The organism is Curtobacterium sp. ER1/6, from assembly GCF_001742745.1.
Classification (GTDB): Bacteria; Actinomycetota; Actinomycetes; order Actinomycetales; family Microbacteriaceae; genus Curtobacterium; species Curtobacterium citri.
On the sequence record NZ_MJAK01000007.1, the window covers coordinates 131019 to 152582 of the forward strand.

Annotated in this window: 16 protein-coding genes and 1 pseudogene; 10 read left to right on the top strand and 7 right to left on the bottom strand. The window is 72.5% G+C overall.

All coding sequences use genetic code 11. The annotated features are described in order from the left end of the window. The first annotated feature begins 1 nt into the window (after position 1). Entirely contained in the window at positions 2 to 448 is a 447-nt protein-coding gene (locus Cus16_RS11870) for a DUF3817 domain-containing protein (protein ID WP_069712890.1), read from the top strand. Further along, a complete protein-coding gene (gene guaA, locus Cus16_RS11875) occupies positions 445 to 2025 on the top strand; it encodes a glutamine-hydrolyzing GMP synthase (RefSeq protein ID WP_069712850.1) in 1581 nt (526 codons plus the stop codon). The genes Cus16_RS11870 and guaA overlap by 4 nt, the downstream gene beginning before the upstream one ends. Positions 2026 to 2434: 409 nt before the next feature. Here the strand turns inward: guaA and Cus16_RS11880 are convergent, their stop codons facing one another. Continuing rightward, a complete protein-coding gene (locus Cus16_RS11880) occupies positions 2435 to 3310 on the bottom strand; it encodes a Bax inhibitor-1/YccA family protein (RefSeq protein ID WP_069712851.1) in 876 nt (291 codons plus the stop codon). A gap of 36 nt (positions 3311 to 3346) precedes the next feature. Then, on the bottom strand, positions 3347 to 4399 hold the full coding sequence (locus Cus16_RS11885; protein WP_069712852.1) for a DUF817 domain-containing protein: 1053 nt from the start codon (positions 4397 to 4399) through the stop codon (positions 3347 to 3349). A 113-nt stretch (positions 4400 to 4512) separates the two neighbouring features. Here Cus16_RS11885 and Cus16_RS11890 point away from each other — a divergent pair, with 113 nt between their 5' ends. Beyond that, complete coding sequence (locus Cus16_RS11890) at positions 4513 to 5526, top strand: glycerophosphodiester phosphodiesterase family protein (protein ID WP_069712853.1); 1014 nt, start codon at positions 4513 to 4515, stop codon at positions 5524 to 5526. Positions 5527 to 5590: 64 nt separating this feature from the next. Continuing rightward, the gene (locus Cus16_RS11895) at positions 5591 to 8059 is read left to right on the top strand and encodes an ATP-dependent helicase (protein WP_069712854.1); all 2469 of its coding nucleotides are present in this window, start codon (positions 5591 to 5593) and stop codon (positions 8057 to 8059) included. A 150-nt stretch (positions 8060 to 8209) separates the two neighbouring features. Here the strand turns inward: Cus16_RS11895 and Cus16_RS11900 are convergent, their stop codons facing one another. The 5 genes from Cus16_RS11900 to Cus16_RS11920 form a co-directional block, all read right to left on the bottom strand. Next, entirely contained in the window at positions 8210 to 8845 is a 636-nt protein-coding gene (locus Cus16_RS11900) for a pyridoxal 5'-phosphate synthase (protein WP_069712855.1), read from the bottom strand. 33 nt (positions 8846 to 8878) lie between these two features. Beyond that, positions 8879 to 9703 carry an oxygenase MpaB family protein gene (locus Cus16_RS11905; protein ID WP_189319583.1) on the bottom strand — a complete coding sequence of 275 codons (825 nt, stop codon included), beginning with the start codon at positions 9701 to 9703 and terminating at the stop codon, positions 8879 to 8881. 71 nt (positions 9704 to 9774) lie between these two features. Continuing rightward, the gene (locus Cus16_RS16720) at positions 9775 to 10137 is read right to left on the bottom strand and encodes a hypothetical protein (RefSeq protein WP_069712857.1); all 363 of its coding nucleotides are present in this window, start codon (positions 10135 to 10137) and stop codon (positions 9775 to 9777) included. Between the two features lie 47 nt (positions 10138 to 10184). Then, entirely contained in the window at positions 10185 to 10478 is a 294-nt protein-coding gene (locus tag Cus16_RS11915) for a hypothetical protein (RefSeq protein WP_069712858.1), read from the bottom strand. A gap of 302 nt (positions 10479 to 10780) precedes the next feature. Further along, positions 10781 to 12412, bottom strand: a complete 1632-nt coding sequence (locus tag Cus16_RS11920) for a RecQ family ATP-dependent DNA helicase (protein ID WP_069712859.1) — start codon at positions 12410 to 12412, stop codon at positions 10781 to 10783. A gap of 225 nt (positions 12413 to 12637) precedes the next feature. Here Cus16_RS11920 and sucC point away from each other — a divergent pair, with 225 nt between their 5' ends. From sucC to Cus16_RS11950, 6 genes and pseudogenes are all read left to right on the top strand, one after another. Further along, on the top strand, positions 12638 to 13807 hold the full coding sequence (gene sucC / locus Cus16_RS11925; protein ID WP_069712860.1) for an ADP-forming succinate--CoA ligase subunit beta: 1170 nt from the start codon (positions 12638 to 12640) through the stop codon (positions 13805 to 13807). A gap of 14 nt (positions 13808 to 13821) precedes the next feature. Beyond that, the gene (gene sucD, locus Cus16_RS11930; protein ID WP_069712861.1) at positions 13822 to 14709 is read left to right on the top strand and encodes a succinate--CoA ligase subunit alpha; all 888 of its coding nucleotides are present in this window, start codon (positions 13822 to 13824) and stop codon (positions 14707 to 14709) included. A gap of 148 nt (positions 14710 to 14857) precedes the next feature. Next, a complete protein-coding gene (locus Cus16_RS11935) occupies positions 14858 to 16876 on the top strand; it encodes a DUF6350 family protein (protein WP_069712862.1) in 2019 nt (672 codons plus the stop codon). Between the two features lie 25 nt (positions 16877 to 16901). Beyond that, entirely contained in the window at positions 16902 to 17495 is a 594-nt protein-coding gene (gene purN, locus Cus16_RS11940) for a phosphoribosylglycinamide formyltransferase (protein ID WP_069712891.1), read from the top strand. Then, on the top strand, positions 17492 to 19135 hold the full coding sequence (gene purH / locus Cus16_RS11945) for a bifunctional phosphoribosylaminoimidazolecarboxamide formyltransferase/IMP cyclohydrolase (protein ID WP_069712863.1): 1644 nt from the start codon (positions 17492 to 17494) through the stop codon (positions 19133 to 19135). Before purN ends, purH begins: the two co-directional genes overlap by 4 nt. Before the next feature lie 582 nt (positions 19136 to 19717). Next, positions 19718 to 21540 (top strand): annotated as a pseudogene (locus Cus16_RS11950) (ABC transporter ATP-binding protein). The last annotated feature ends 24 nt before the right edge of the window (positions 21541 to 21564 follow it).

The window sequence follows — 21564 nt, forward strand, 5'->3', positions numbered from 1 at the left end:
CATGGCCTTGACCGTCCGCACCCGCGACATCCCCAAGATCCCGGGAGCCGTCAAGTGGTACCGGGTCTCGGCGTACATCACCGGTGTGCTGCTGCTCGCCCTCGTCATCGAGGTGATCATCAAGTACACGCCGCTGCAGCTCGAGATGCAGCTCGGCAACGGGCCCTTCTTCGTGCCCAACGGCACGGCGGGCGAGGCCCCCGGCACGTTCAACCTGTCGATCGCGATCCTCATTGCGCACGGGTGGCTCTACGTGCTCTACCTCTTCACCGACTTCCGCCTGTGGAGCATCATGCGCTGGAGGCCGACCCGCTTCCTGCTGATCGCCCTCGGCGGCATCATCCCGTTCATGTCCTTCGTGGTCGAGCACCGCATGCAGAAGCGGGCCATGGACACCTACCACGAGCTGACCGCTGCGCAGCAGCGTGAGAAGGAGGCCGCTCGGTGAGCGAGACCGAACAGCGACCCGTCCTCGTCGTCGACTTCGGCGCCCAGTACGCGCAGCTGATCGCACGTCGTGTGCGTGAGGCGAACGTCTACAGCGAGATCGTCCCGCACTCGATCACGGCGGACGAGATCCGCGAGAAGGACCCGGCGGCCATCGTGCTGTCCGGCGGTCCCTCGTCGGTCTACGAGGACGGCGCCCCGTCGCTCGACGGCGAGATCCTCGACCTCGGCGTCCCCGTGCTCGGCATCTGCTACGGCTTCCAGGCCATGGCGAAGTCGCTCGGTGGCGAGGTCGCACACACCGGTCAGCGCGAGTACGGCGCGACCGACGTGACCGTCTCGGGCACCGACAGCGTGCTGCTCGGCGACCAGCCGGCCTCGCAGGTCACCTGGATGTCGCACGGCGACTCGGTGGCGAAGGCGCCGGAGGGCTTCGACGTCCTCGCGTCGAGCGCCTCGACCCCCGTCGCCGCCTTCGCCTCGGACGAGCGCAAGCTCTACGGCGTGCAGTGGCACCCGGAGGTCAAGCACTCCGCGTACGGCCAGGCCGTGCTCGAGAACTTCCTGCACCGCGCCGCCGGGCTCCCCGGCGACTGGAACTCCGCGAACGTCATCGAGGAGCAGGTCGAGCGGATCCGCGCGCAGGTCGGTTCGGCACGCGTCATCGCCGGGCTCTCCGGCGGCGTCGACTCCGCCGTGGCCGCGGCGATCGTGCACAAGGCCGTCGGTGACCAGCTCACCTGCGTCTTCGTCGACCACGGGCTCCTCCGCGCCGACGAGCGCAAGCAGGTCGAGGAGGACTACGTCGCCTCCACCGGTGTCCGCTTGGTCACGGTCGACGCCGAGCAGCAGTTCCTCGACGCCCTGGCAGGCGTGAGCGACCCCGAGCAGAAGCGCAAGATCATCGGGCGCGAGTTCATCCGCACGTTCGAGGCGGCGGCCGAGGCCCTCGTGCTCGAGGCCCGCGGCGACGACGACGCCGGCGAGGTCAAGTTCCTCGTGCAGGGCACGCTCTACCCCGACGTCGTCGAGTCCGGCGGTGGTTCGGGCACGGCGAACATCAAGTCGCACCACAACGTCGGCGGCCTGCCCGAGGACATGACCTTCGAGCTGGTCGAGCCGCTGCGCACCCTGTTCAAGGACGAGGTCCGTGCGGTCGGTCGCGAGCTCGGGCTGCCCGAGGTCATCGTCGGCCGCCAGCCGTTCCCCGGACCGGGGCTCGGCATCCGCATCGTCGGCGAGGTCACCGCGGAGCGGTTGGACCTGCTCCGCGCGGCCGACAAGATCGCGCGCGAGGAGCTCACCGCGGCCGGCCTCGACGAGGAGATCTGGCAGTGCCCGGTCGTCCTGCTCGCCGACGTCCGCTCCGTGGGCGTCCAGGGCGACGGCCGCACGTACGGGCACCCGATCGTGCTCCGTCCGGTCTCGTCGGAGGACGCCATGACCGCCGACTGGACGCGCCTGCCCTACGACACCCTGGCGAAGATCTCGAACCGCATCACGAACGAGGTCCCCGACGTGAACCGCGTCGTGCTCGACGTCACGAGCAAGCCGCCGGGGACGATCGAGTGGGAGTAGTCGCTCCCTCACGCCCCGAGGGCCCAGTACGCACGGCGTGCCGGGCCCTCGTGCGTGCGGGGGCGCGCCGGCGCCCCTCCCTGGAGGTTCCACAACTGCGGCATCTCGGCGCTCCGCCCGCCCACTCCCGGAACCGCCACGACGCACGCGCGGCGAGTCCTGGAACCCGGGGGAGCGGTCCCGGGCGTGCCGCCGATCGGGCAGGACGTGCCGCCGCCGAGCGGCGCGCAAGGCAGCGAGCGGGCAGGACACGCCGCGCGGTGGTCCCCGAGCGGGTGAAGTCCGTCGCTCGGCGCCGCCGAGCGTGACGGATCTGGCCCGCTCGGCGGCGGCGAGCGGGGCGGCACCCTCCTGGGAACGACGAAGGGCCCCGGCGTGTGCCGGGGCCCTTCGGACGAGCGGGTGCTGCTTACTCGCGGTTGCTCGCGAGCAGGGCGAGGATGCGCAGGATCTCGATGTAGAGCCACACCAGGGTGACGATGAGACCGAACGCCGCCGTCCACGCGTAGATGCGCGGGGCGCCGCGCTGGACACCGGTCTTGATCTGGTCGAAGTCGAGGACCAGCGAGTACGCCGCCATCAGGACCACGAAGACGCCGATCAGGACGCCCCACGGGATGCCGAACAGGAAGCTCGGCTCGCTGCGGAGCCCCTGCGCCCCGGTGGTCACGCCCGTGAGCATCAGCACGAGGTTGACGAGCGAGAACGCCATGTAGCCGACGATCGCGATGAGGAAGATCTTCGTGGCCTTCGGCGTCGCACGGACCTTGCCGGACGTGAAGAGCAGCAGGGTCACGGCGAAGACGCCGAGCGTTCCGAAGACCGCCTGCGCGACGATGCCGTCCGACTGCGCGTTGAACGCCGCCGAGATGCCACCGACGAACAGGCCTTCGAAGAAGGCGTACGCCAGGACCAGGCCCGGCGACGGCTTCTTCTTGAACGTGTTGACGAGTGCCAGCACGAAGCCGACGATCGCGCCGACGATCCAGACGATGGGCGGCAGGTTCCAACCGGCGACGGCGCCGACGAGGAGCACGCCGAACGCCAGGAGCGTCTTGACGATGGTGTCCTCGTACGACATCCGGTCGGTGTCGACCGGGTTCGCCGTGGGGCGGTCGTACATGTACTGCAGCTGCTCGGGCGTCATGCCGCCCTGCTGCGGGTACTGCCCCTGCTGTGGGGTGCGTCCCCAGCCCGCCTGCTGCTGACCAGCGCCGGCGCCCCAGGCGCCACGGCCCTGGTCGTTGAAGGCGGGGGACTGGTCGAAACCGGGCTTGAAGGCCATGGTGTCCTCTTCCTTGGAGATTCGAGTCCTCTCAGCCTAGGGGCGCTGCACCGCGGAAGGCTGAGGATTCGCGGCGAGCGGAAGCGGGTCCTGACGGTCCCGACCCGCGGAGCCTACGGGCGTGGTCTGCGTGCGCGCCCCGAGCCGGTCGGGAACCAGCCGACCGTCTGCCGCAGCCGGGGCGGCGGGGTCGGGTCGTGCCTCCCGGCCGGGTCGGGGTCCGTCGGGACCGCAGCGCACCTGCGGGTACAGCCACGAGACCAGGGCGACCGAGATCACCATGAGGAGCAGCCAGGCGACGATCTTCGTCGGCGCGACCGGCTGCCACCCGGCGGCCTGCGCCGGGTAGGACCACGCACCCGCCCAGGTGGCGACGTCCTCCGCGAGCCAGATGAACAGTGCGACCAGCGACATCGCCAGCAGGACCGGCATCCGCAGCGTCGCACGGTGGACGCGCACGTGCATCGTCGTCCGGGCGAACAGCGCCACGACGAGCGCGAGCAGCGGCCAGCGGAGGTCCCACACGAAGTGGTGACCGAAGAAGTTCGCGTAGATGCCCACAGCGACCACCACGAGCAGCCACTGTCGCGGGTACCGGTCGAACCGCAGGTCGAACAGCCGCACGACCCGCACCATGTACGAGCCGACCGCGCCGTACATGAAGCCGGAGAAGAGCGGGACGCCCGCCACGACCAGCCAGCCGCCGGTGCCGTACTCCCACGAGCCGACGTGGGTCTTGAAGACCTCCATCACGGTGCCGACCACGTGGAAGACGAGGACGACGCGGAGCTCCCGGACGGTCTCGAGGCCGAACACGAGCATGCCGACCTGCAGTGCGACCGCGGCCAGCGTGAGCACGTCGTTGCGGGCGACCGGCGCCCCGGCCGGCCAGGTGAGGTGCACGACGGCCATCGTCGCGAGCAGCAGCGCCCCGAACGCGCACGCCCAGGCCTGCTTGGCCCCGAACACCAGGAACTCGGTGACGGCGAGCCGGACGGGGCGGTGCGGCTGGTGCCCGGCGTCGAGCAGGCGGCGGGCGGCGCGGTCGATGCGGGCCTCGACGGCGGTGGAGAGGTGTCGGACGGTCACGCTGCCGACGATCCGTGTCCCCGCTGGGAACGACGCCGCGCGGCTGAGCGGATGTGTCCACAGGTACACCTGCGGGTCACCGGGCGGCAGGAGCGAGCGGCTACGGTCGGCCCATGACGCGCGTGATCGCCCACCGGGGCGCCTCCGGACACCGGCCCGAGCACTCCCGGGGCGCCTACGAGCTGGCCGTGGAGCTCGGTGCCGACGCGATCGAACCCGACCTGGTGCCCACGAAGGACGGCGTCCTGGTCCTCCGGCACGAGAACGAGGTGTCCGGGACGACCGACGTCGCCGACCATCCGGAGTTCGCGCACCTGCGGACGACGAAGGCCGTCGACGGGCAGAGCGTCACCGGGTGGTTCACCGAGGACATGACGTGGGACGAGGTCCGGACGCTCCGGGTCCGGGAGCGCCTGCCCGCGCTGCGACCCGCGTCCGCGGCCCACGACGGCGAGGGGACGGTGCTGCGCCTCGAGGACCTCCTCGGGATCCTCGACGCCGCCCCGCGTGCGGTCGGCTTGGTGGCCGAGGTCAAGCACGCCACCTTCTTCGACCGGGCCGGGTTCCCGATGGCGCAGCTGCTCGACGACGCGCTCGGGGACGCCGGCTGGCGCGGCGACGAGCGCCTGACCGTCGAGTCGTTCGAGAAGACCGTGCTCCGGCAGCTCGGCTCGCGCGGCACGGGTGGTCGGCTCGTGTACCTCCAGGAGGCCCGTGGCAGCGCCGCGGACGAGGTCGCCGCCCACGGGTCGGCGGCTCCGTCGTGGGCCTCCGAACGGACCGACGAGGCGCTCGCCGCGTTCGCCGGGGAGTTCCACGGCATCAGCGTCGACCTGCGGACCCTGACGGCGGGGGCGGACACCGTGCCCGTCGACGATCCGCGGCCGGTGCGGAGCGTGGTCGTCGACCGGGCACACGCGGTCGGGCTCGCCGTCTACACCTGGACGCTGCGGCCGGAGAACCGGTTCCTGCCGGCTCCGCTGCGGCGCGGGGGCGACGTCGCGGCGCACGGCGACTGGGAGCGGTGGTTCACGTCGGTGGTGCGCACCGGGGTCGACGGGGTGTTCGCGGACCACCCGGACCTGGCGGTGCGGGCGCGGGCACTCGTCGAGGGCGGCGCGGGCTGAGCCGTCGGCTCCCGGACCGACGACCTCGGCAGCTGTCGGGGCCCGCGCCTAGACTGTTCCGGTCATGACGATCGTGCTCGACCCCTTCGACCAGTCCCCCGAGCCGGGCGCGGGCAACCGCGCCGGCGGGTACGACGACCCCTTCACCGCGGGTCTCAACCCCCAGCAGAAGGAAGCCGTCGAGTACCGCGGCGAGTCGCTGCTCATCGTGGCCGGTGCGGGTTCCGGCAAGACGAGCGTCCTCACCCGACGCATCGCCCTGCTGCTCGCCAACCGCGAGGCCTGGCCGTCGCAGATCCTGGCGATCACCTTCACGAACAAGGCCGCCGCCGAGATGCGCGAGCGCGTGCAGGCCCTGGTCGGCCAGGCCGCCGAGGGCATGTGGATCTCGACGTTCCACTCGGCGTGCGTCCGGATCCTCCGGCGCGAGGCCGAACGCTTCGGCTTCCCGCAGTCGTTCACGATCTACGACTCGGCGGACTCGCGGGCGCTGCTCAAGCGGATCATCAAGGAGCTCGAGGCGGACTCGCTCGGGCTGACCGTGGGTGCCGCGGCGTCCAAGATCTCGAAGCTCAAGAACGAGCTGCAGGACATCGACACCTACGCCCGGAACATCAACGTGAACGACCCGCAGGAGGTCATGTTCACCGAGGTGTTCCGGCGGTACACGAACGAGCTGCGTCGCGCGAACGCGTTCGACTTCGACGACCTGATCGGGCAGACGGTCTTCCTGTTCCGCGCCTTCCCCGAGATCGCCGCGCTCTACCAGCGCCGCTTCCGGTTCGTGCTGGTCGACGAGTACCAGGACACCAACCACGCCCAGTACGCCCTGATCCGGGAGCTCACCCGTCCGGTCCCCGTCGAGCAGGTCGACAAGCTCGAGGACGCCGGGCAGCACGTCGAGCGGATGCGCGAGGCCGACGGGTCCATCGCCCCGGCGTCGCTCACGGTCGTCGGTGACTCGGACCAGTCGATCTACGCCTTCCGCGGTGCCGACATCCGCAACATCGTCGAGTTCGAGCGGGACTTCCCGAACTCGAAGGTGATCCTGCTCGAGCAGAACTACCGGTCGACGCAGACCATCCTCGACGCCGCGAACGCCGTCATCGCGAACAACTTCGACCGTCAGGCGAAGAACCTGTTCACCGACGTCGGCGCCGGCGACAAGATCGTCGGCTTCACCGGGTACACCGGTCACGACGAGGCACAGTTCGTGGCGGACGAGATCCAGCGGCTGCACGAGGAGGGCACGTCCTACCGCGACGTCGCCGTGTTCTACCGGACCAACTCGCAGACGCGTGCGCTCGAGGAGATCTTCATCCGCTCGGCCATCCCGTACCGGGTGCTCGGCGGCACGAAGTTCTACGAGCGCGCCGAGATCAAGGACGCCATGGCGTACCTGATCACCGTCGCCAACCCCGCGGACCCGCTCTCGCTCCGCCGCATCCTCAACGTGCCGAAGCGCGGCATCGGTGCCGTCACCGAGACGGCGCTGCAGCGCTACGCCGACGAGCACGAGACCTCGGTACGCGACGCCCTGCGGCACGCCGACGAGCTCGGCTTCGGCCCGAAGGTGCGGAACGCGATCACGGCGTTCGCCGAGCTGCTCGACTCGGTCTCCGAGAAGGCCCCGACGCAGCCGGTCGTCGACACGCTGACGCAGCTGCTCGACGGCTCCGGTCTGCTCGAGAACCTGCGGAAGTCGCCGGACGCGCAGGACGCCGCACGCGCGGACAACATCGACGAGCTCGTCGCGGTGACGCGCGAGTTCCAGAAGAACAACCCCGAGGGCACGCTGTCCGACTTCCTGACGGAGGTGTCCCTGGTCGCGGCGGCGGACGAGCTCGACGACTCGTCCGGCACGGTGTCGCTCATGACCCTGCACACGGCGAAGGGGCTGGAGTACGACGCGGTCTTCCTCACCGGGGTCGAGGAGGACCTGCTCCCGCACCGGATGTCGGCGAACGAGCCCGGGGGTCCGGCGGAGGAACGCCGGTTGTTCTACGTCGGCATCACCCGTGCGAAGAAGTCGCTCTTCCTGTCGCTGGCGATGACGCGCGCGCAGTTCGGTGACGTCAACGTCGCGATGCCCTCCCGCTTCCTGCAGGAGATCCCCGAGGGCCTCATCGACTGGAAGCAGTCGCCGGGCATGGCGAACAGCCGCGGCGGCACCGAGCCCCGCGCGCTGAACGCCCGTCGCGGCGGTGGCCCGGGCGGCTTCGGCGGCGCGGGCTCCGGCGGTGGTGGCGGGTACCGCGGCGGTGGCGGCTTCGGCGGCGGGTCGTACGACCGCGCGGCCGCTGCGGCGAAGACGCGCCCGAAGACCGAGTGGGCGAACCGGGTGTCCGGGCAGGTCCGCGACAACGGCGACATGGAGCTCGTCGCCGGCGACCGGATCACGCACGTCGACTTCGGCGAGGGCACGGTGTCCGCGGTCACCGGTCAGGGCGCGAAGCGCATCGCCGAGATCGCGTTCGACGCCGCGGGTCGCAAGAAGCTCCTCATCAAGATCGCCCCGATCGAGAAGCTCTAGCGCACCATCCGCACCGCGTCGAGGCCGGACGGACCGGCGTCGAACCACGATTCCGACGTCGAACCAGGCCGTACAGCCGGTTCGACGTCGCATCCGTGGTTCGACACCGCGCGAGCGCCGCGACCGAGCGCCGCACGCGCGCCCCCGCGCCTACGGCTGCAACCGCGCCACGTCCCACCCGTCGCCCGCGCGGACGTACTGCAGCCGCCGGTGCATCCGGTCGCGGCTGCCCTGCCAGAACTCCACCACGTCCGGCTCGAGCCGCCACGCCACCCAGCCCTCGGGTCGCGGCACGTCGTCGTCCGTGTCGGACAGCAGCACGTTCGCGTCGTCGATCAGGTCCTGCAGCGTCCGGGGTTCGAGCACGTCCGACTGGTCGGCGATCGCGGTCGCGGCGCGCGACTTCGGCGAGCGGTCGGCGAACAGCGCGTCGGACTCTGCGTCGGACAGCTGCACCGCCCGGCCCTCGAACCGGAGCTGCTGCATGCTCTCGCGCCAGTACACCTGGAGCGCCGCGTGCGGGTTGTCGGCGAGCTGGCGCCCCTTCGGGCTGAGCGTCGAGGTGCCGAACACGAGGCCGCGGTCGTCGAGCCGCTTGACGTCGACGGTCCGGGCGCTGACCCGGCCGTCCGAGCCGGCGGTCGCCAGCGTCATCGACATGGGCTCGGACACGTCACGGTCGGCGGCACCGTCGAGCCACGCGTGCGCGACGTCGAACGGCGACGCGGGAGGCGCGTCGAACTCGGGCAGGTGCAGGGAGTCGTCACCGGAGAGCGAACTGGACATGGTCCCACCCAACCGTCCCGTCCGCGTCGTCGCTCAGGTTCGGTGCGCGTACCGCGCGGCGGCCCGGTGCATCGCCCGCAGCAGCAGCGGCCCGGGCAGGCGGAGCGCCCACCCCGGCACGAGCGCCCGCACCACGCGGACGAGCCGCACCACCCGCCGGAAGCGCCGACGCTCGCGCGGGCCCCACGGGAACCCGTACTGCCGACGCAGGGCCTCGGGCAGCATGCCGACCGTGACGACCCGGACGAGCGGCATCGCCGCACGCACCCACAGCGGCGCGAACCGCGGGTGCAGCAGGTCGCGGACGATCCCGCGGGCGTCGTCGGTCACGCGCAGGGTCGGCAACGTGCGCTCCCAGTACGCGTCGAAGGCCGCCACCGAGGCGAACCAGGCCTCGGCGGGCACGCGCAGCGCCGTCGCGATCGGAGCGTAGGCCGCGAGCACCCGCTCGGCGTCGTCGGCCGACAGGGGGTCGCCGAAGAGCGCGTGGGCGTCCCGCGCGGAGTCGAAGAGCGTCGCGGCGACCCAGCGCTGGCGGTCGACCTCGTCGGCCCCGGCGACCGTCCGGTGCGCCCGGTCCACGGACGCGACGGCGACGGCGGCGTCGCGCTCCGTCCCGATCACCACGGCGTAGACGAACATCAGGGTGTGGGCCAGCCGTTGCTGCGGTCGGCGCGCGAAGTTGGAGTGCCGCCGGACCCCCGCCCCGACCACCGGGTCGGCGATCTGCAGCAGGATGGCGCGGCCGCCCGCCGCGACCGGCGTGCTGTCCGCCAGCCAGCGGCGCAGGGCACGGTCGCCACGGGACAGGGCGCGGTCACCACGGGACGGCCGGGAGGCACGGATCCGGCCCGCCACGGATGCGCCACCGGCCGTCTCCACGCCTCGGCCGACGGGGCGGGGGTGGGACGCGCCTCCCGGCCGGTGCGTCACGGACGCGGTCCCGACCGTCGCGTGCGGCGGACCGACGCGGTGTCGGCGACCAGGGCCGCCGCGAGGGCGACCACGCCGCCCACCAGGGCGGCGGCGAGCCAGCCGGGGCCCACGACCGTGCCGCTCGCGGCCGCGAGCAGGGTCACGACGAGCCAGATCGCGGGGAGCGGCCACAGGTGCGTGGTCGCGCCGGTCAGCAGGGCGAGTGCGACGCCGGCCACCAGGAGCGGCAGCCACGCGACGGTCCCGGTGCGCGCGCCGGAGTGGGCGGCGGCCGCGACGAGCAGCAGCGACGCCAGGGAGAGCAGCCGGGTCAGCGCGGGCGTGGCCCGGACACGGTCACGGACGCCACGGAGCACGGCCCGATCGTACTGGGCCGTGCTCCGGAGGTGGTGCGGGGGAACGCTCAGAGCGGCTTGGTGCCGAGGTCGCCGCCGAGGTCCGGGCGGTCGGTGTCGTCGTCGTGCTCCCAGAGGTCGGGCGAGCCCTCGCGGGGTGCGCCACCGGTGGGGCCGTCGTCCGAGCCGTCACCCGGCTGGGGCTCCACGGTCTCGCCGGCGACGGCGTCGTTCGTGACGGTCTCGAGGGACTCCTCGGACTCGTCGACCTCGTACGGGCCGACGTGTTCGCGGTCCACGTCGTCGTTGCGGCGCTCCTGGGCGTCGAAGTCGTCGACGGGGCTGATGCCGGGGTCGCTCATGGTGCAGTCCTTCCGTGGGTGTCGGGCTCCGGCGTCGTGTCCGGCCGCCGGGCCGTCGGGTCTTCCTGTGTACGCCGTCCGCCTGACGGGTCGTCCGGGTCGCGCACTCCCGGGGCGGCTTCGCGTCGTGTTCACCTCGGCGTCACCTGCGGGTCACGATCGCGGGTCACACTCGCCGTGCTCGGGGGAGTGGAGCGCGGTCGCCGACGGGTGGTCGAGCGACCGCGCCTTCCCCCGACCGAGCGGCCGGAGCCGCGCGGGTGGTCGAGCGGCCGGAGCCGCCGAGCGGCCGGAGTCGCGCGTCAGACGCGTTCGAGCAGGTGCCGCTCCTCGACGTCGGCCAGGCCGAGCGTCTTGTAGCCGGCCGACTCGAAGAACACCGTCAGCCGGTCGTCCTCCGTGCTCATGACCGTGCCGCGTCCCCACTGGGCGTGCTCGACCGGTGACTCCGGCGGCCAGGCGTCGTCGTTCGCACCGTCGGCACCGTGGGCGTCCGCGTCCTGAGCGGTCCCGGCCGTGCAGGTGTCGCAGTTGCCGCACGGCTCGGCGAGCTCGTCGCCGAAGTACCCGAGCAGGAACTGCCGACGGCAGCCCGAGGTCTCGGCGAAGCGACGCATCATCGCGATGCGCGACTCCTCGATCTCCTCGCGCTCCTTCGCCTGCGCCTTCGCGAGGCCCGCAGCGTCCTCGGCGTCGCGGGGACCGTCCGGTCGCCGGGTGAGACCGTCCTCGCCGTCGTCGAGCGCACCCGCGTCGACGAGGGCGTTGGCCGCGCGGCCCGCGGTGCGTGCGGCCAGACCGGAGCGCTCGGCGAGCTCGGAGCGGGCGACGGAGCCCTCCGCGGGGACGGCGTCGAACACGGCGCGGAGGGTGGCCGGGCGCGGCGACCCGGACGCGAAGAAGCGCCGGAGGCCGAGGTCCTCGGCGCGGTAGTGCATCGTGGCGAGGCCGACGTCGCCGTCGCGGCCGGCGCGGCCCACCTCCTGGTAGTAGGCGTCGACCGACTCCGGGACGTCGGCGTGCACGACGAAGCGGACGTCGGGCTTGTCGATGCCCATCCCGAAGGCGCTCGTGGCGACGACGACGTCGAGCTCGCCGTCGAGGAACTCGTGGTGGACCTGCTCGCGGTCCCGCACCCGCAGACCGGCGTGGTACGCCTTGGCCCGGCGACCGCTCTCGACGAGCTCGTCGGCGTAGACCAGGGTCTCGGCGCGGGTGGCGACGTAGACGATGCCGACGCCCTCGAGCCCGACGACCTGCTCCACGACGGCCTCGCGCTTCGACTCGTCGTCGCTGTGCCGAACGACCTCGAAGCGCAGGTTCGGCCGGTCGAAGCCGGTCGCGACGACCAGCGGGTCGCGCATGCCGAGCCGCTCGACGATCTCGGTGCGGACCGGCGTCGAGCCGGTCGCGGTCATCGCGAGCACCGGCGGGCGTCCGAGCCGCTCGACGACCTCGCCGAGCACGAGGTAGTCCGGGCGGAAGTCGTGCCCCCAGCTCGACACGCAGTGCGCCTCGTCGACGGTGACGAGCGCGACGCCGGCGTCGCGCAGCCGCTCGACGACCTCGTCCTTCGCCAGCTGCTCGGGGGCCAGGAACACGTAGCGGGCCTCGCCGGACGCCACGGCGTCCCACGCGTCCTCGAGCTGCCGGCTGCCCCGGGTGGCGTTGATGGTCACCGCACGCGGGGCGTCGGGGTGGTCCTCGATGCCGACGACCTGGTCCTCCTGCAGCGCGACGAGCGGGGAGACGACGACGACCGGGCCGTCGAGCGCGAGCGCGGCGACCTGGTAGATGGCGGACTTCCCGGACCCGGTGGGCATCAGCGCCAGCGCATCGCGGCCGTCGAGGACGGCGTCGACGACCCGCTCCTGCTCGGGGTGGAGGTCCCAGCCGAAGACGTCGGCGGCGCGGGTACGGAGTTCCTTGTGCACCCGTCGACCGTGCCCCGTGCTCCCTGTCCGATCACCCGGCCGCTGCGTCCCCCGGCCAACCGCGGAGACCGGGCCCCGGGCGGTGCCTCGACGCCACGCACCCCGCGTCCACGCTGCGGCAGTATGGTGGGCGCGGCCGTTGTCTCGACATCGAGCGACCCTCGATGGTGAGTGCGACCCGATGACCGATGCCGATCGCACGAACCGTGCGGGAAGAAGAACAGCGTGGATCTTTTCGAGTACCAGGCCAGGGACCTCTTCGAGTCCTACGGCGTCCCTGTGCTGCAGGGCATCACCGCCGACACCCCGGAAGAGGCGAGGGCCGCGGCCGAGCGGATCGGCGGCGTGGTCGTCGTCAAGGCGCAGGTCAAGGTCGGCGGCCGCGGGAAGGCCGGCGGCGTCAAGGTCGCGAAGACCCCGGACGAGGCGTACGAGCACGCGAAGGCGATCCTCGGCCTCGACATCAAGGGCCACACGGTGCAGCGCGTGATGGTCGCCCAGGGTGCCGACATCGCCGAGGAGTTCTACTTCTCGGTGCTGCTCGACCGGGCCAACCGCTCGTACCTGTCGCTCGTGAGCGTCGAGGGCGGCATGGAGATCGAGCAGCTCGCGGTCGAGAAGCCCGAGGCGCTCGCACGCGTCGAGGTGAACCCGCTCACGGGCATCAACAAGGAGGCCGCGCTCGACATCGCGCGCCAGGCGAACTTCCCGGCGGAGCTGCAGGACCAGGTCGCGGACGTCTTCGTGAAGCTCTACGACGTGTTCGCGGGCGAGGACGCCACGCTCGTCGAGGTCAACCCGCTGGTCCGCACCGGCGACGGCCAGATCCTCGCCCTCGACGGCAAGGTCTCGCTCGACGAGAACGCCGACTTCCGCCACGAGGGCCACGCGCAGCTCGAGGACACCGCGAGCGAGGACCCGCTCGAGGCCAAGGCGAAGCAGCACGGCCTGAACTACGTGAAGCTCGACGGCCAGGTCGGCGTCATCGGCAACGGCGCGGGGCTCGTCATGTCGACGCTCGACGTCGTCGCGTACGCCGGTGAGCGCCACGGCGGCGTGAAGCCCGCCAACTTCCTCGACATCGGCGGCGGCGCCTCGGCGGAGGTCATGGCCAACGGCCTCGACGTCATCCTCGGCGACCCGCAGGTGAAGAGCGTCTTCGTGAACGTCTTCGGCGGGATCACCGCCTGCGACGCCGTCGCGAACGGCATCGTCGCCGCCCTCGGCATCCTCGGCGACGCGGCCACCAAGCCGCTCGTCGTGCGCCTCGACGGCAACAACGTGGACGAGGGTCGTCGGATCCTGGCGGAGGCGGCGCACCCGCTCGTCACCGTCGCCGCGACCATGGACGACGCGGCCGAGCAGGCCGCCCAGCTCGCCGCGGCCGCGGCGTAAGGAGCACCAGAGCAATGTCGATCTTCCTCAACAAGGACTCCAAGGTCATCGTCCAGGGCATCACCGGCGGCGAGGGCACCAAGCACACGGCGCTCATGCTGAAGGCGGGCACGAACGTCGTCGGCGGCGTCAACGCCCGCAAGGCCGGCACGACCGTCACGCACGGCGACGTCGAGCTCCCGGTGTTCGGCTCGGTGCGCGAGGCCATCGACACCACCGGTGCCGACGTCTCGATCGTCTTCGTCCCGCCGGCGTTCGCCAAGGACGCCGTGATGGAGGCGATCGACGCCGAGATCCCGCTCGTCGTCGTCATCACCGAGGGCATCCCGGTGCAGGACTCCGCCGCGTTCTGGGCGCACGCCAAGGCCCTCGGCGGGGGGACCCGCATCATCGGCCCGAACTGCCCCGGCATCATCACGCCCGGGGAGTCGCTCGTCGGCATCACCCCGGCGACGATCACCGGCAAGGGCCCGATCGGTCTCGTCTCGAAGTCCGGCACCCTGACCTACCAGATGATGTACGAGCTGCGTGACCTGGGCTTCTCGACCGCCATCGGCATCGGCGGCGACCCGGTCATCGGGACGACGCACATCGACGCGCTCGCTGCGTTCGAGGCGGACCCCGAGACCGAGGCCATCGTCATGATCGGCGAGATCGGCGGCGACGCCGAGGAGCGCGCGGCCGACTACATCAAGGCACACGTCACGAAGCCGGTCGTCGGCTACGTCGCCGGCTTCACCGCGCCGGAGGGCAAGACGATGGGCCACGCGGGCGCCATCGTGTCCGGGTCGGCCGGCACCGCCGAGGCCAAGAAGCAGGCCCTCGAGGCAGCGGGCGTCAAGGTCGGCAAGACGCCGTCGGAGACGGCCGCGCTGCTGCGCGAGGTGGTCGCCGCGCGCTAGCGCGTCGCGCTGGCGTCACCAGGAGACGGACGGGAGGCACGGTGCGGGTCCGCACCGTGCCTCCCGTCCGTCTGTGGATCGTCGTGAGTCTCCACCGCCGCCGCGCGGCTCGCTCGGTGACCGCGGGACGGCACGTACCCTGACTGCGATGAACCGCCTGGGAACCGCACTGCTGGCCGCCGTCGAGGCGATCGTGACGGTCGGTGTCGGCATCGGCATCGCGCTCGTGCCGCTGACCCTGCTCTGGGGCTTCGAGTACGGGCTGCAGGTCGACTGGGACGTCTTCTGGAAGGCCGCGGGCAGCGTCTGGCTCGTCGGGCACGGCGTGGACGTCACGTTCCACCTCGGGACCGCCACGGCCGGCGCGTCCGGCATCGAGGGAGCGGGCGACCCCATCCACGTGACGCTCGCAGCCCTCGGCTTCGCGGTCGTCACGGCCTGGCTCGGAGGGCGGGCCGGTCGACGGTTCGCGGAGACGGAGCACCGCACGACGGGTCTGCTCGTCGGGACCGCGGGCGTGGCCCTGCTCGGACTCGCCGTCGCGCTCTCGTCCACCTCCGCCGCGACCGACCCGGTCGTCTGGCAGGCGATCGTGTTCCCGGCGCTCTGGTTCGCGGTCCCCGCACTCGTGACCGCCGAGGTGTGCCGGATCCGTCGCGGGCTGCCGGCGGACCCGCTGACCGGCCGGTTGCTCGACCAGGTCGACCGGGTGCCCGTGCTGTGGCGCACCACCGTCGGCTTCGCCCTCCGAGCGGGCACCGCGGTGACCGCCGTCGTGGTCGCGGCCGCCGGCGTGGTCGTCGCCCTCCTGCTCGTCACCTCGTTCGCCGAGGTCATCGCCCTGTACGAGCGCTCGCACGCCGGGGTCATCGGCGGCATCGCGCTCACCGTCGGTCAGCTCGCGTTCCTGCCCGACCTGGTCGGTTGGGCCGTGGCGTGGCTCGTCGGCCCCGGGTTCGCGATCGGCACCGGGTCGAACGTCTCGCCGATCGGCACGGTCCTCGGCCCGATCCCCGGGATCCCGGTCTTCGGCGCCCTGCCCGCCTCCGGCCACACCTTCGGCCTGCTCGGGGTGCTCGTGCCCGTGGTCGCCGGGTTCGTCGTGGCCGGGCTCATGCGGCCCGCGCTCGTGCGCGCGCTCGGCTCGGCAGACAGCCCGCTCCGCCGGGCGCTCGCCGGAGCATTCACCGGTGTCGTGGCGGGCGTGCTGACCGGGGTGGCCACGGCGCTCACGTCGGGGTCTCTCGGCCCGGGCCGACTCACCCAGGCCGGGCCGGACGGCCTGCTCGTCGGCGTGTTCGCGGCCCTCGAGGTCGGCGTACCGGCCGCGGTGGCGCTCGCCGTGGGGAGCGACCTCGTGCGGTTGCCCGAGCGCTCCCGGAGCCGCGAGCGCTGGATCGAGGCCGACGAGGACGCTGCCGACGACGCCCGCGCGGGTTCGCTCGTCACCGCACTCGACGAGGCCGGTGCCGGAAGGGCGTCGTCCGGGATCCACCGGTTCACCGTCGAGGAGGCCCACGACTCGTCGACCCGTGCCGCCGTGCCGTCGTCGTCGGGTGCTGCCGGGGCCGCGTCGGACGACCACCCGACCGAGCCGATCACCGACACCGACGCCGACCCAGCGCACGACGGTGCGCGCGAGCCCGCCTCGTCGCAGGAGCACGAGCACGAGCCCGTCGTCGCCCGTCGTACACCCGTCGCGGAATCGGACGACGTGCCGCTGCCGGACTGGGCGCGGACCGACGCGGTCGCCGCCGAGCGGGTCGCTCCCGCACCGGCCGCCCCCGCCCGCAGCGGCATCAGCGGACTGCGGGACCGGCTCCGCGGCGCCGCCGACGACGTCCGCGCGCGCGCCGGCGACCTGCGCGACCGTGCCGGCGACCTGCGCGACCGCGTCGGCGGGACCGGCGCGGGCAGCACGGGGGACGACGGACCGCGACCGGCGGACGAGACGCTCCCGCACGCGCCCGGTACCGAGCAGCAGCCCGCCTTCCCGTGGAGCACCGAGGAGTTCGTCGCCGGCCGCGACGACGCCGACGAGCCCACCCCGGCGACGACCGCACCGGCAGCGCCCGCGACGGGCGGCACCCGCTGGGACCAGACCGACCAGATCGCCGAGGACGAGCTGCCCTGGTGGCGTCGTCCGAAGCACGACGCGGATCGGTGACCGCACCGCCGGTAGGGTGGACCCCGTGCTCGAACTGGTCGTCCTGATCTCCGGTACCGGCTCGAACCTCCGAGCCCTGCTCGAGGCGACGACCGACGCCGAGTACCCCGCCCGCGTGGTCGCGATCGGGGCGGACCGTGACGCCGAGGGCCTCGGCCTGGGCGAGGAGTTCTCGATCCCCACCTTCACGGTGCCGTTCTCCCGGTTCGCCACGCGCGAGGAGTGGGGCGCCGAGCTCGCCGCGCAGATCCGCCCGTGGTCGCCCGACCTGCTCGTGCTGTCCGGCCTCATGCGCCTGCTGCCGCACGCCGTGGTGTCCGAGTTCGCCCCGGCGATCATCAACACCCACCCGGCGTACCTGCCCGAGTTCCCCGGTGCGCACGGCGTCCGGGACGCCCTCGCCGCCGGCGTCGAGCAGACGGGCGCGAGCATCATCCAGGTGGACGACGGCGTCGACACCGGACCGATCCTGGCGCAGGAGCGCGTCGCGGTGCTGCCGGGCGACACCGAGTCGACGCTGCACGACCGCATCAAGCCGGTCGAGCGCCGCCTGCTCGTCCAGACCATCCTCGACATCGCCAACGGCACCACCGACCTGAAGGGCACCCCGAGCGCATGAGCGTGCACGCCGCCGACCCCAGCCTCTACCGCCACCGCGACGTCGTGCCCGTGCGGCGCGCACTCGTCTCGGTGAGCGACAAGTCCGGCCTGCTCGAGCTCGCCGGCGCACTGGCCGACGCCGGCGTCGAGCTCGTGTCGACGGGCAGCACGGCGCAGACGATCCGCGACGCCGGGTACGCCGTCACCGACGTGTCGAGCGTGACGGGCTTCCCCGAGTCGCTCGACGGCCGCGTGAAGACGCTGCACCCGGCCGTGCACGCCGGCCTGCTCGCCGACCTGCGCCTCGAGTCGCACGAGCAGCAGCTCGCCGACCTCGGGATCGCGCCGTTCGAGCTCGTGGTCGTGAACCTGTACCCGTTCGTCGAGACGGTCGCCTCGGGCGCCGAGCCCGCGACCGTGGTCGAGAACGTCGACATCGGCGGCCCCGCGATGGTCCGTGCGTCCGCGAAGAACCACCCGAACGTCGCGATCGTCGTGTCGCCGTCGTCCTACGCCGAGGTCGTCGAGGCCGTCCGCGCCGGTGGGACCACGCTCGGGCTCCGGCAGCGGCTCGCCGCCCAGGCCTTCGCGCACACCGCCTCGTACGACGCCGCGGTCGCCGCGTACTTCGCGTCCGACGTGGTCGGGTCCGCCGGGGCCGCCGGGCACGGCACCGGTGCGGGCGACGTCGAGACGCCGGGGTCGTTCGACGACTCCCTCCACCTGGAGGCCGACCTGACCGCGACGCTCCGCTACGGCGAGAACGCGCACCAGGCCGCCGCGCTGTACACGACCGCCGGGGGAGCGGGCATCGCGCAGGCGACGCAGCTGCACGGCAAGGAGATGTCGTACAACAACTACGTCGACGCCGACGCGGCCGTCCGTGCCGCGTACGACTTCGACACCCCGGCCGTCGCGATCATCAAGCACGCCAATCCGTGCGGCATCGCGATCGCCCCGGCGGACGCCGTCGACCCGATCGCCTCGGCACACGCCGCCGCCCACGCCTGCGACCCGCTGTCGGCCTTCGGCGGGGTCATCGCCGCCAACCGCCCGGTCACGAAGCAGATGGCCGAGACGGTCCGCGACATCTTCACCGAGGTGGTCGTGGCACCGGCGTTCGACCCCGAGGCGCTCGAGATCCTGTCGCAGAAGAAGAACATCCGCCTGCTCACGCTGCCGGCGGACTTCGCGCTCGCGACCCGCGAGGTCAAGCAGGTCTCCGGCGGCTTCCTCGTGCAGGAAGCCGACCGCTTCACCGCGTTCGACCAGTCCACCTGGACGCTGGTGTCCGGCGAGCCCGCCGACGCCGCGACCCTGGCCGACCTGGCGTTCGCGTGGAAGGCGAGCCGCGCCGTGAAGTCGAACGCCATCCTGCTCGCCGACCAGGGCGCGAGCGTCGGCGTCGGCATGGGCCAGGTCAACCGGGTCGACTCGTGTCACCTCGCGGTCAGCCGCGCCGGGGAGCGTGCCGCGGGGTCCGTCGCAGCGAGTGACGCCTTCTTCCCGTTCGCCGACGGGCTGCAGGTCCTGCTCGACGCCGGTGTCCGTGCCGTCGCCCAGTCGGGCGGCAGCGTGCGGGACGACGAGGTGATCGCGGCGGCGCAGGCAGCGGGCGTGACGATGTACCTGACGGGCGAGCGGCACTTCTTCCACTGAGCCCACTGGGCCCACTGAGCCGTGCTCAGATCGACGGCGTCCAACAACGCCGGAGCCATTGCGCGGCACCAGCGACCGTGAATAGTCTGTAAGGCTCCGCACCGAGTACCGACGATCGCAACCGGATCGGCCGTGCCGGCGGACACAACGGTGACGAAGACGACGACTGGAGTGACGATGGACGCGACGACCGGAACAGTGGCGACGGCTGCCCGGACGGGTCTCGTGTCCCTCGTGGGGACCGCTCCCGCTCCGCGACCCCGTACCGAAGCGGCCCTGCCGCTGCGGTACCGAGCCGCGGCCGCCGCCTAGCCAGGCCCCTCCCACGGCCCCGCGCCCGACGACACCGTCGGCGAGCGCGGACCGTCCGCTGAGAACCCGGGGACCCGTGTCCCCGGTGCCCACCGGCCCGGTCGACGTCACGCGAGTGACGGCGACGGCGCGCGACCACGCGCCCGGCCGACGACCCACGCAATGCCACACCGCGCCTCCCGGCCGGACCGCCACCCGCCGACGTGACCCGTCGACGGGACCGGTGACCCGGCCGAGCGGACGCGGCACGACGCACGAGGACGCAACCGCATGTCCACAACGCCCGACCAGGCGCTCCCGTCCACCGACCGCCCCTCGACCCTGCGCGCCATCGCGCGCATCTACCCGTACGTCAAGCCGTACCGCTGGCGGCTGCTCGGCGGCATGGCCGCGGCGATGGGCGCCTCGCTCGTCGCCCTGGCGATCCCGTACGTGCTCCAGTGGCTCGTCGACGGTCCGCTGTCGTCGCGCGACGCCGCGCTCATCTGGCCCGCCGGTCTCGGCGTGCTCGCGCTCGGCGCGCTCGAGGCGTTCTTCATCGCGTCGCGCCGCCGGCTGGTGATGCGCCCGTCGACGCGCATCGAGACGAGCATGCGCAACGCGCTGTACGCGAAGCTGCAGGACCTGCCGGTGTCGTTCCACGACCGCTGGGAGTCCGGGCAGCTGCTGTCCCGCTCGGTGTCCGACCTGTCGCTCATCCGGCGGTGGCTGGCGTTCGGCGTCGTGCTGCTCGTGGTGAACATCGTCACGATCGCGGTCGGCTTCGTCGTGCTGTTCACCTTCGGGTGGCTGCTCGGCCTGATCTTCCTGGTGGCGTCGATCCCGCTGTGGATCAACGGCCTGCTGTTCGAGCGGAAGTACTCCGTGGTCGCGCGGCGCAGCCAGGACCAGGTCGGCGACCTCGCGACCAGCGTCGAGCAGTCGGTGCACGGCATCCGCGTGCTCAAGGCGTTCGGTCGCGGGCGGAGCAAGCTCGAGGAGTTCAGCGAGCAGGCCGAGGCACTGCGCGGCACCGAGATCGAGAAGGCGAAGGCCATCGCGAGCATCTGGCTGTGGCTGCTGCTCGTGCCGGACGTCGCGTTCGCGCTCTGCCTGCTCGCCGGCATCTGGCTGGCGTCGCAGGGCGAGCTCACCGTCGGACAGCTGTTCGCGTTCTTCGCCACGGCGACCGTGCTGCGGTTCCCGATCGAGTCGATCGGGTTCTTCCTGTCGATGACGTTCGACACCCGGACCGCCGTCGACCGGTTCTTCGAGGTCATGGACTCCGAGAACACGATCGAGGACCCGGCGGAGCCGAGGACCATCGCCGAGCCGCACGGGGCGCTGTCCTTCAATGCCGTGCACTTCCGGTACCAGGACGCCACGGACGCGTACCCCGACCTGGTCGACGGGGTCGAGCTGCAGCTGCAGCCGGCGAGACCATGGCGCTCGTCGGCCTGACCGGCAGCGGCAAGACGACCCTGCTGTCGCTCGTGCCGCGGCTCTACGACGTCACCGGCGGCTCGATCACGATCGACGGCGTCGACGTGCGGGACCTGTCCCGCGCCGAGCTCCGCCGGCACGTCGGTGTCGCGTTCGAGGACGCCACGCTCTTCTCGACGAGCGTGCGGGACAACGTGCTGCTCGGACGTCCGGACCTGTCCGGGGACGAGGCCGAGCGGATCATGCGCGAGGCCCTCGACATCGCGCAGGCGTCGTTCGTCGACGACCTGCCCGAGGGCGTCGACACCCGCGTCGGCGAGGAGGGCCTGTCGCTCTCCGGCGGCCAGCGCCAGCGGCTCGCCCTGGCCCGTGCCATCGCCGCCCGGCCGTCGGTGCTCGTGCTCGACGACCCGCTGTCGGCGCTCGACGTCGACACCGAGGCCCGCGTCGAGGCGGGGCTCCGCCGGGTCCTCGCGGACACGACGTCGCTCATCGTCGCCCACCGCCCCTCCACCGTGACGCTCGCCGACCGGGTGGCGCTCATGGAGGGCGGCCGCATCACCGCCGTCGGCACCCACTCGGAACTGATGGCCACCAACGAGCACTACCGCTACGTCATCTCGTCGCTCGACGAGGACGACGCACCCGCCCGAGAGGAGGCGATGGCATGAGCCAGCAGGAGCAGGTACCTCCCG

What these genes read in the sequence shown, in the direction of transcription:
- Cus16_RS11900 (WP_069712855.1), bottom strand. Translation starts at nt 8,845, where the DNA reads ATGTCCAGTTCGCTCTCCGGTGACGACTCCCTGCACCTGCCCGAGTTC.
- Cus16_RS11880 (WP_069712851.1), bottom strand. Translation starts at nt 3,310, where the DNA reads ATGGCCTTCAAGCCCGGTTTCGACCAGTCCCCCGCCTTCAACGACCAG.
- Cus16_RS11915 (WP_069712858.1), bottom strand. Translation starts at nt 10,478, where the DNA reads ATGAGCGACCCCGGCATCAGCCCCGTCGACGACTTCGACGCCCAGGAG.
- Cus16_RS11935 (WP_069712862.1), top strand. Translation starts at nt 14,858, where the DNA reads ATGAACCGCCTGGGAACCGCACTGCTGGCCGCCGTCGAGGCGATCGTG.
- purH (WP_069712863.1), top strand. Translation starts at nt 17,492, where the DNA reads ATGAGCGTGCACGCCGCCGACCCCAGCCTCTACCGCCACCGCGACGTC.
- Cus16_RS11870 (WP_069712890.1), top strand. Translation starts at nt 2, where the DNA reads ATGGCCTTGACCGTCCGCACCCGCGACATCCCCAAGATCCCGGGAGCC.
- Cus16_RS11890 (WP_069712853.1), top strand. Translation starts at nt 4,513, where the DNA reads ATGACGCGCGTGATCGCCCACCGGGGCGCCTCCGGACACCGGCCCGAG.
- sucD (WP_069712861.1), top strand. Translation starts at nt 13,822, where the DNA reads ATGTCGATCTTCCTCAACAAGGACTCCAAGGTCATCGTCCAGGGCATC.
- Cus16_RS11895 (WP_069712854.1), top strand. Translation starts at nt 5,591, where the DNA reads ATGACGATCGTGCTCGACCCCTTCGACCAGTCCCCCGAGCCGGGCGCG.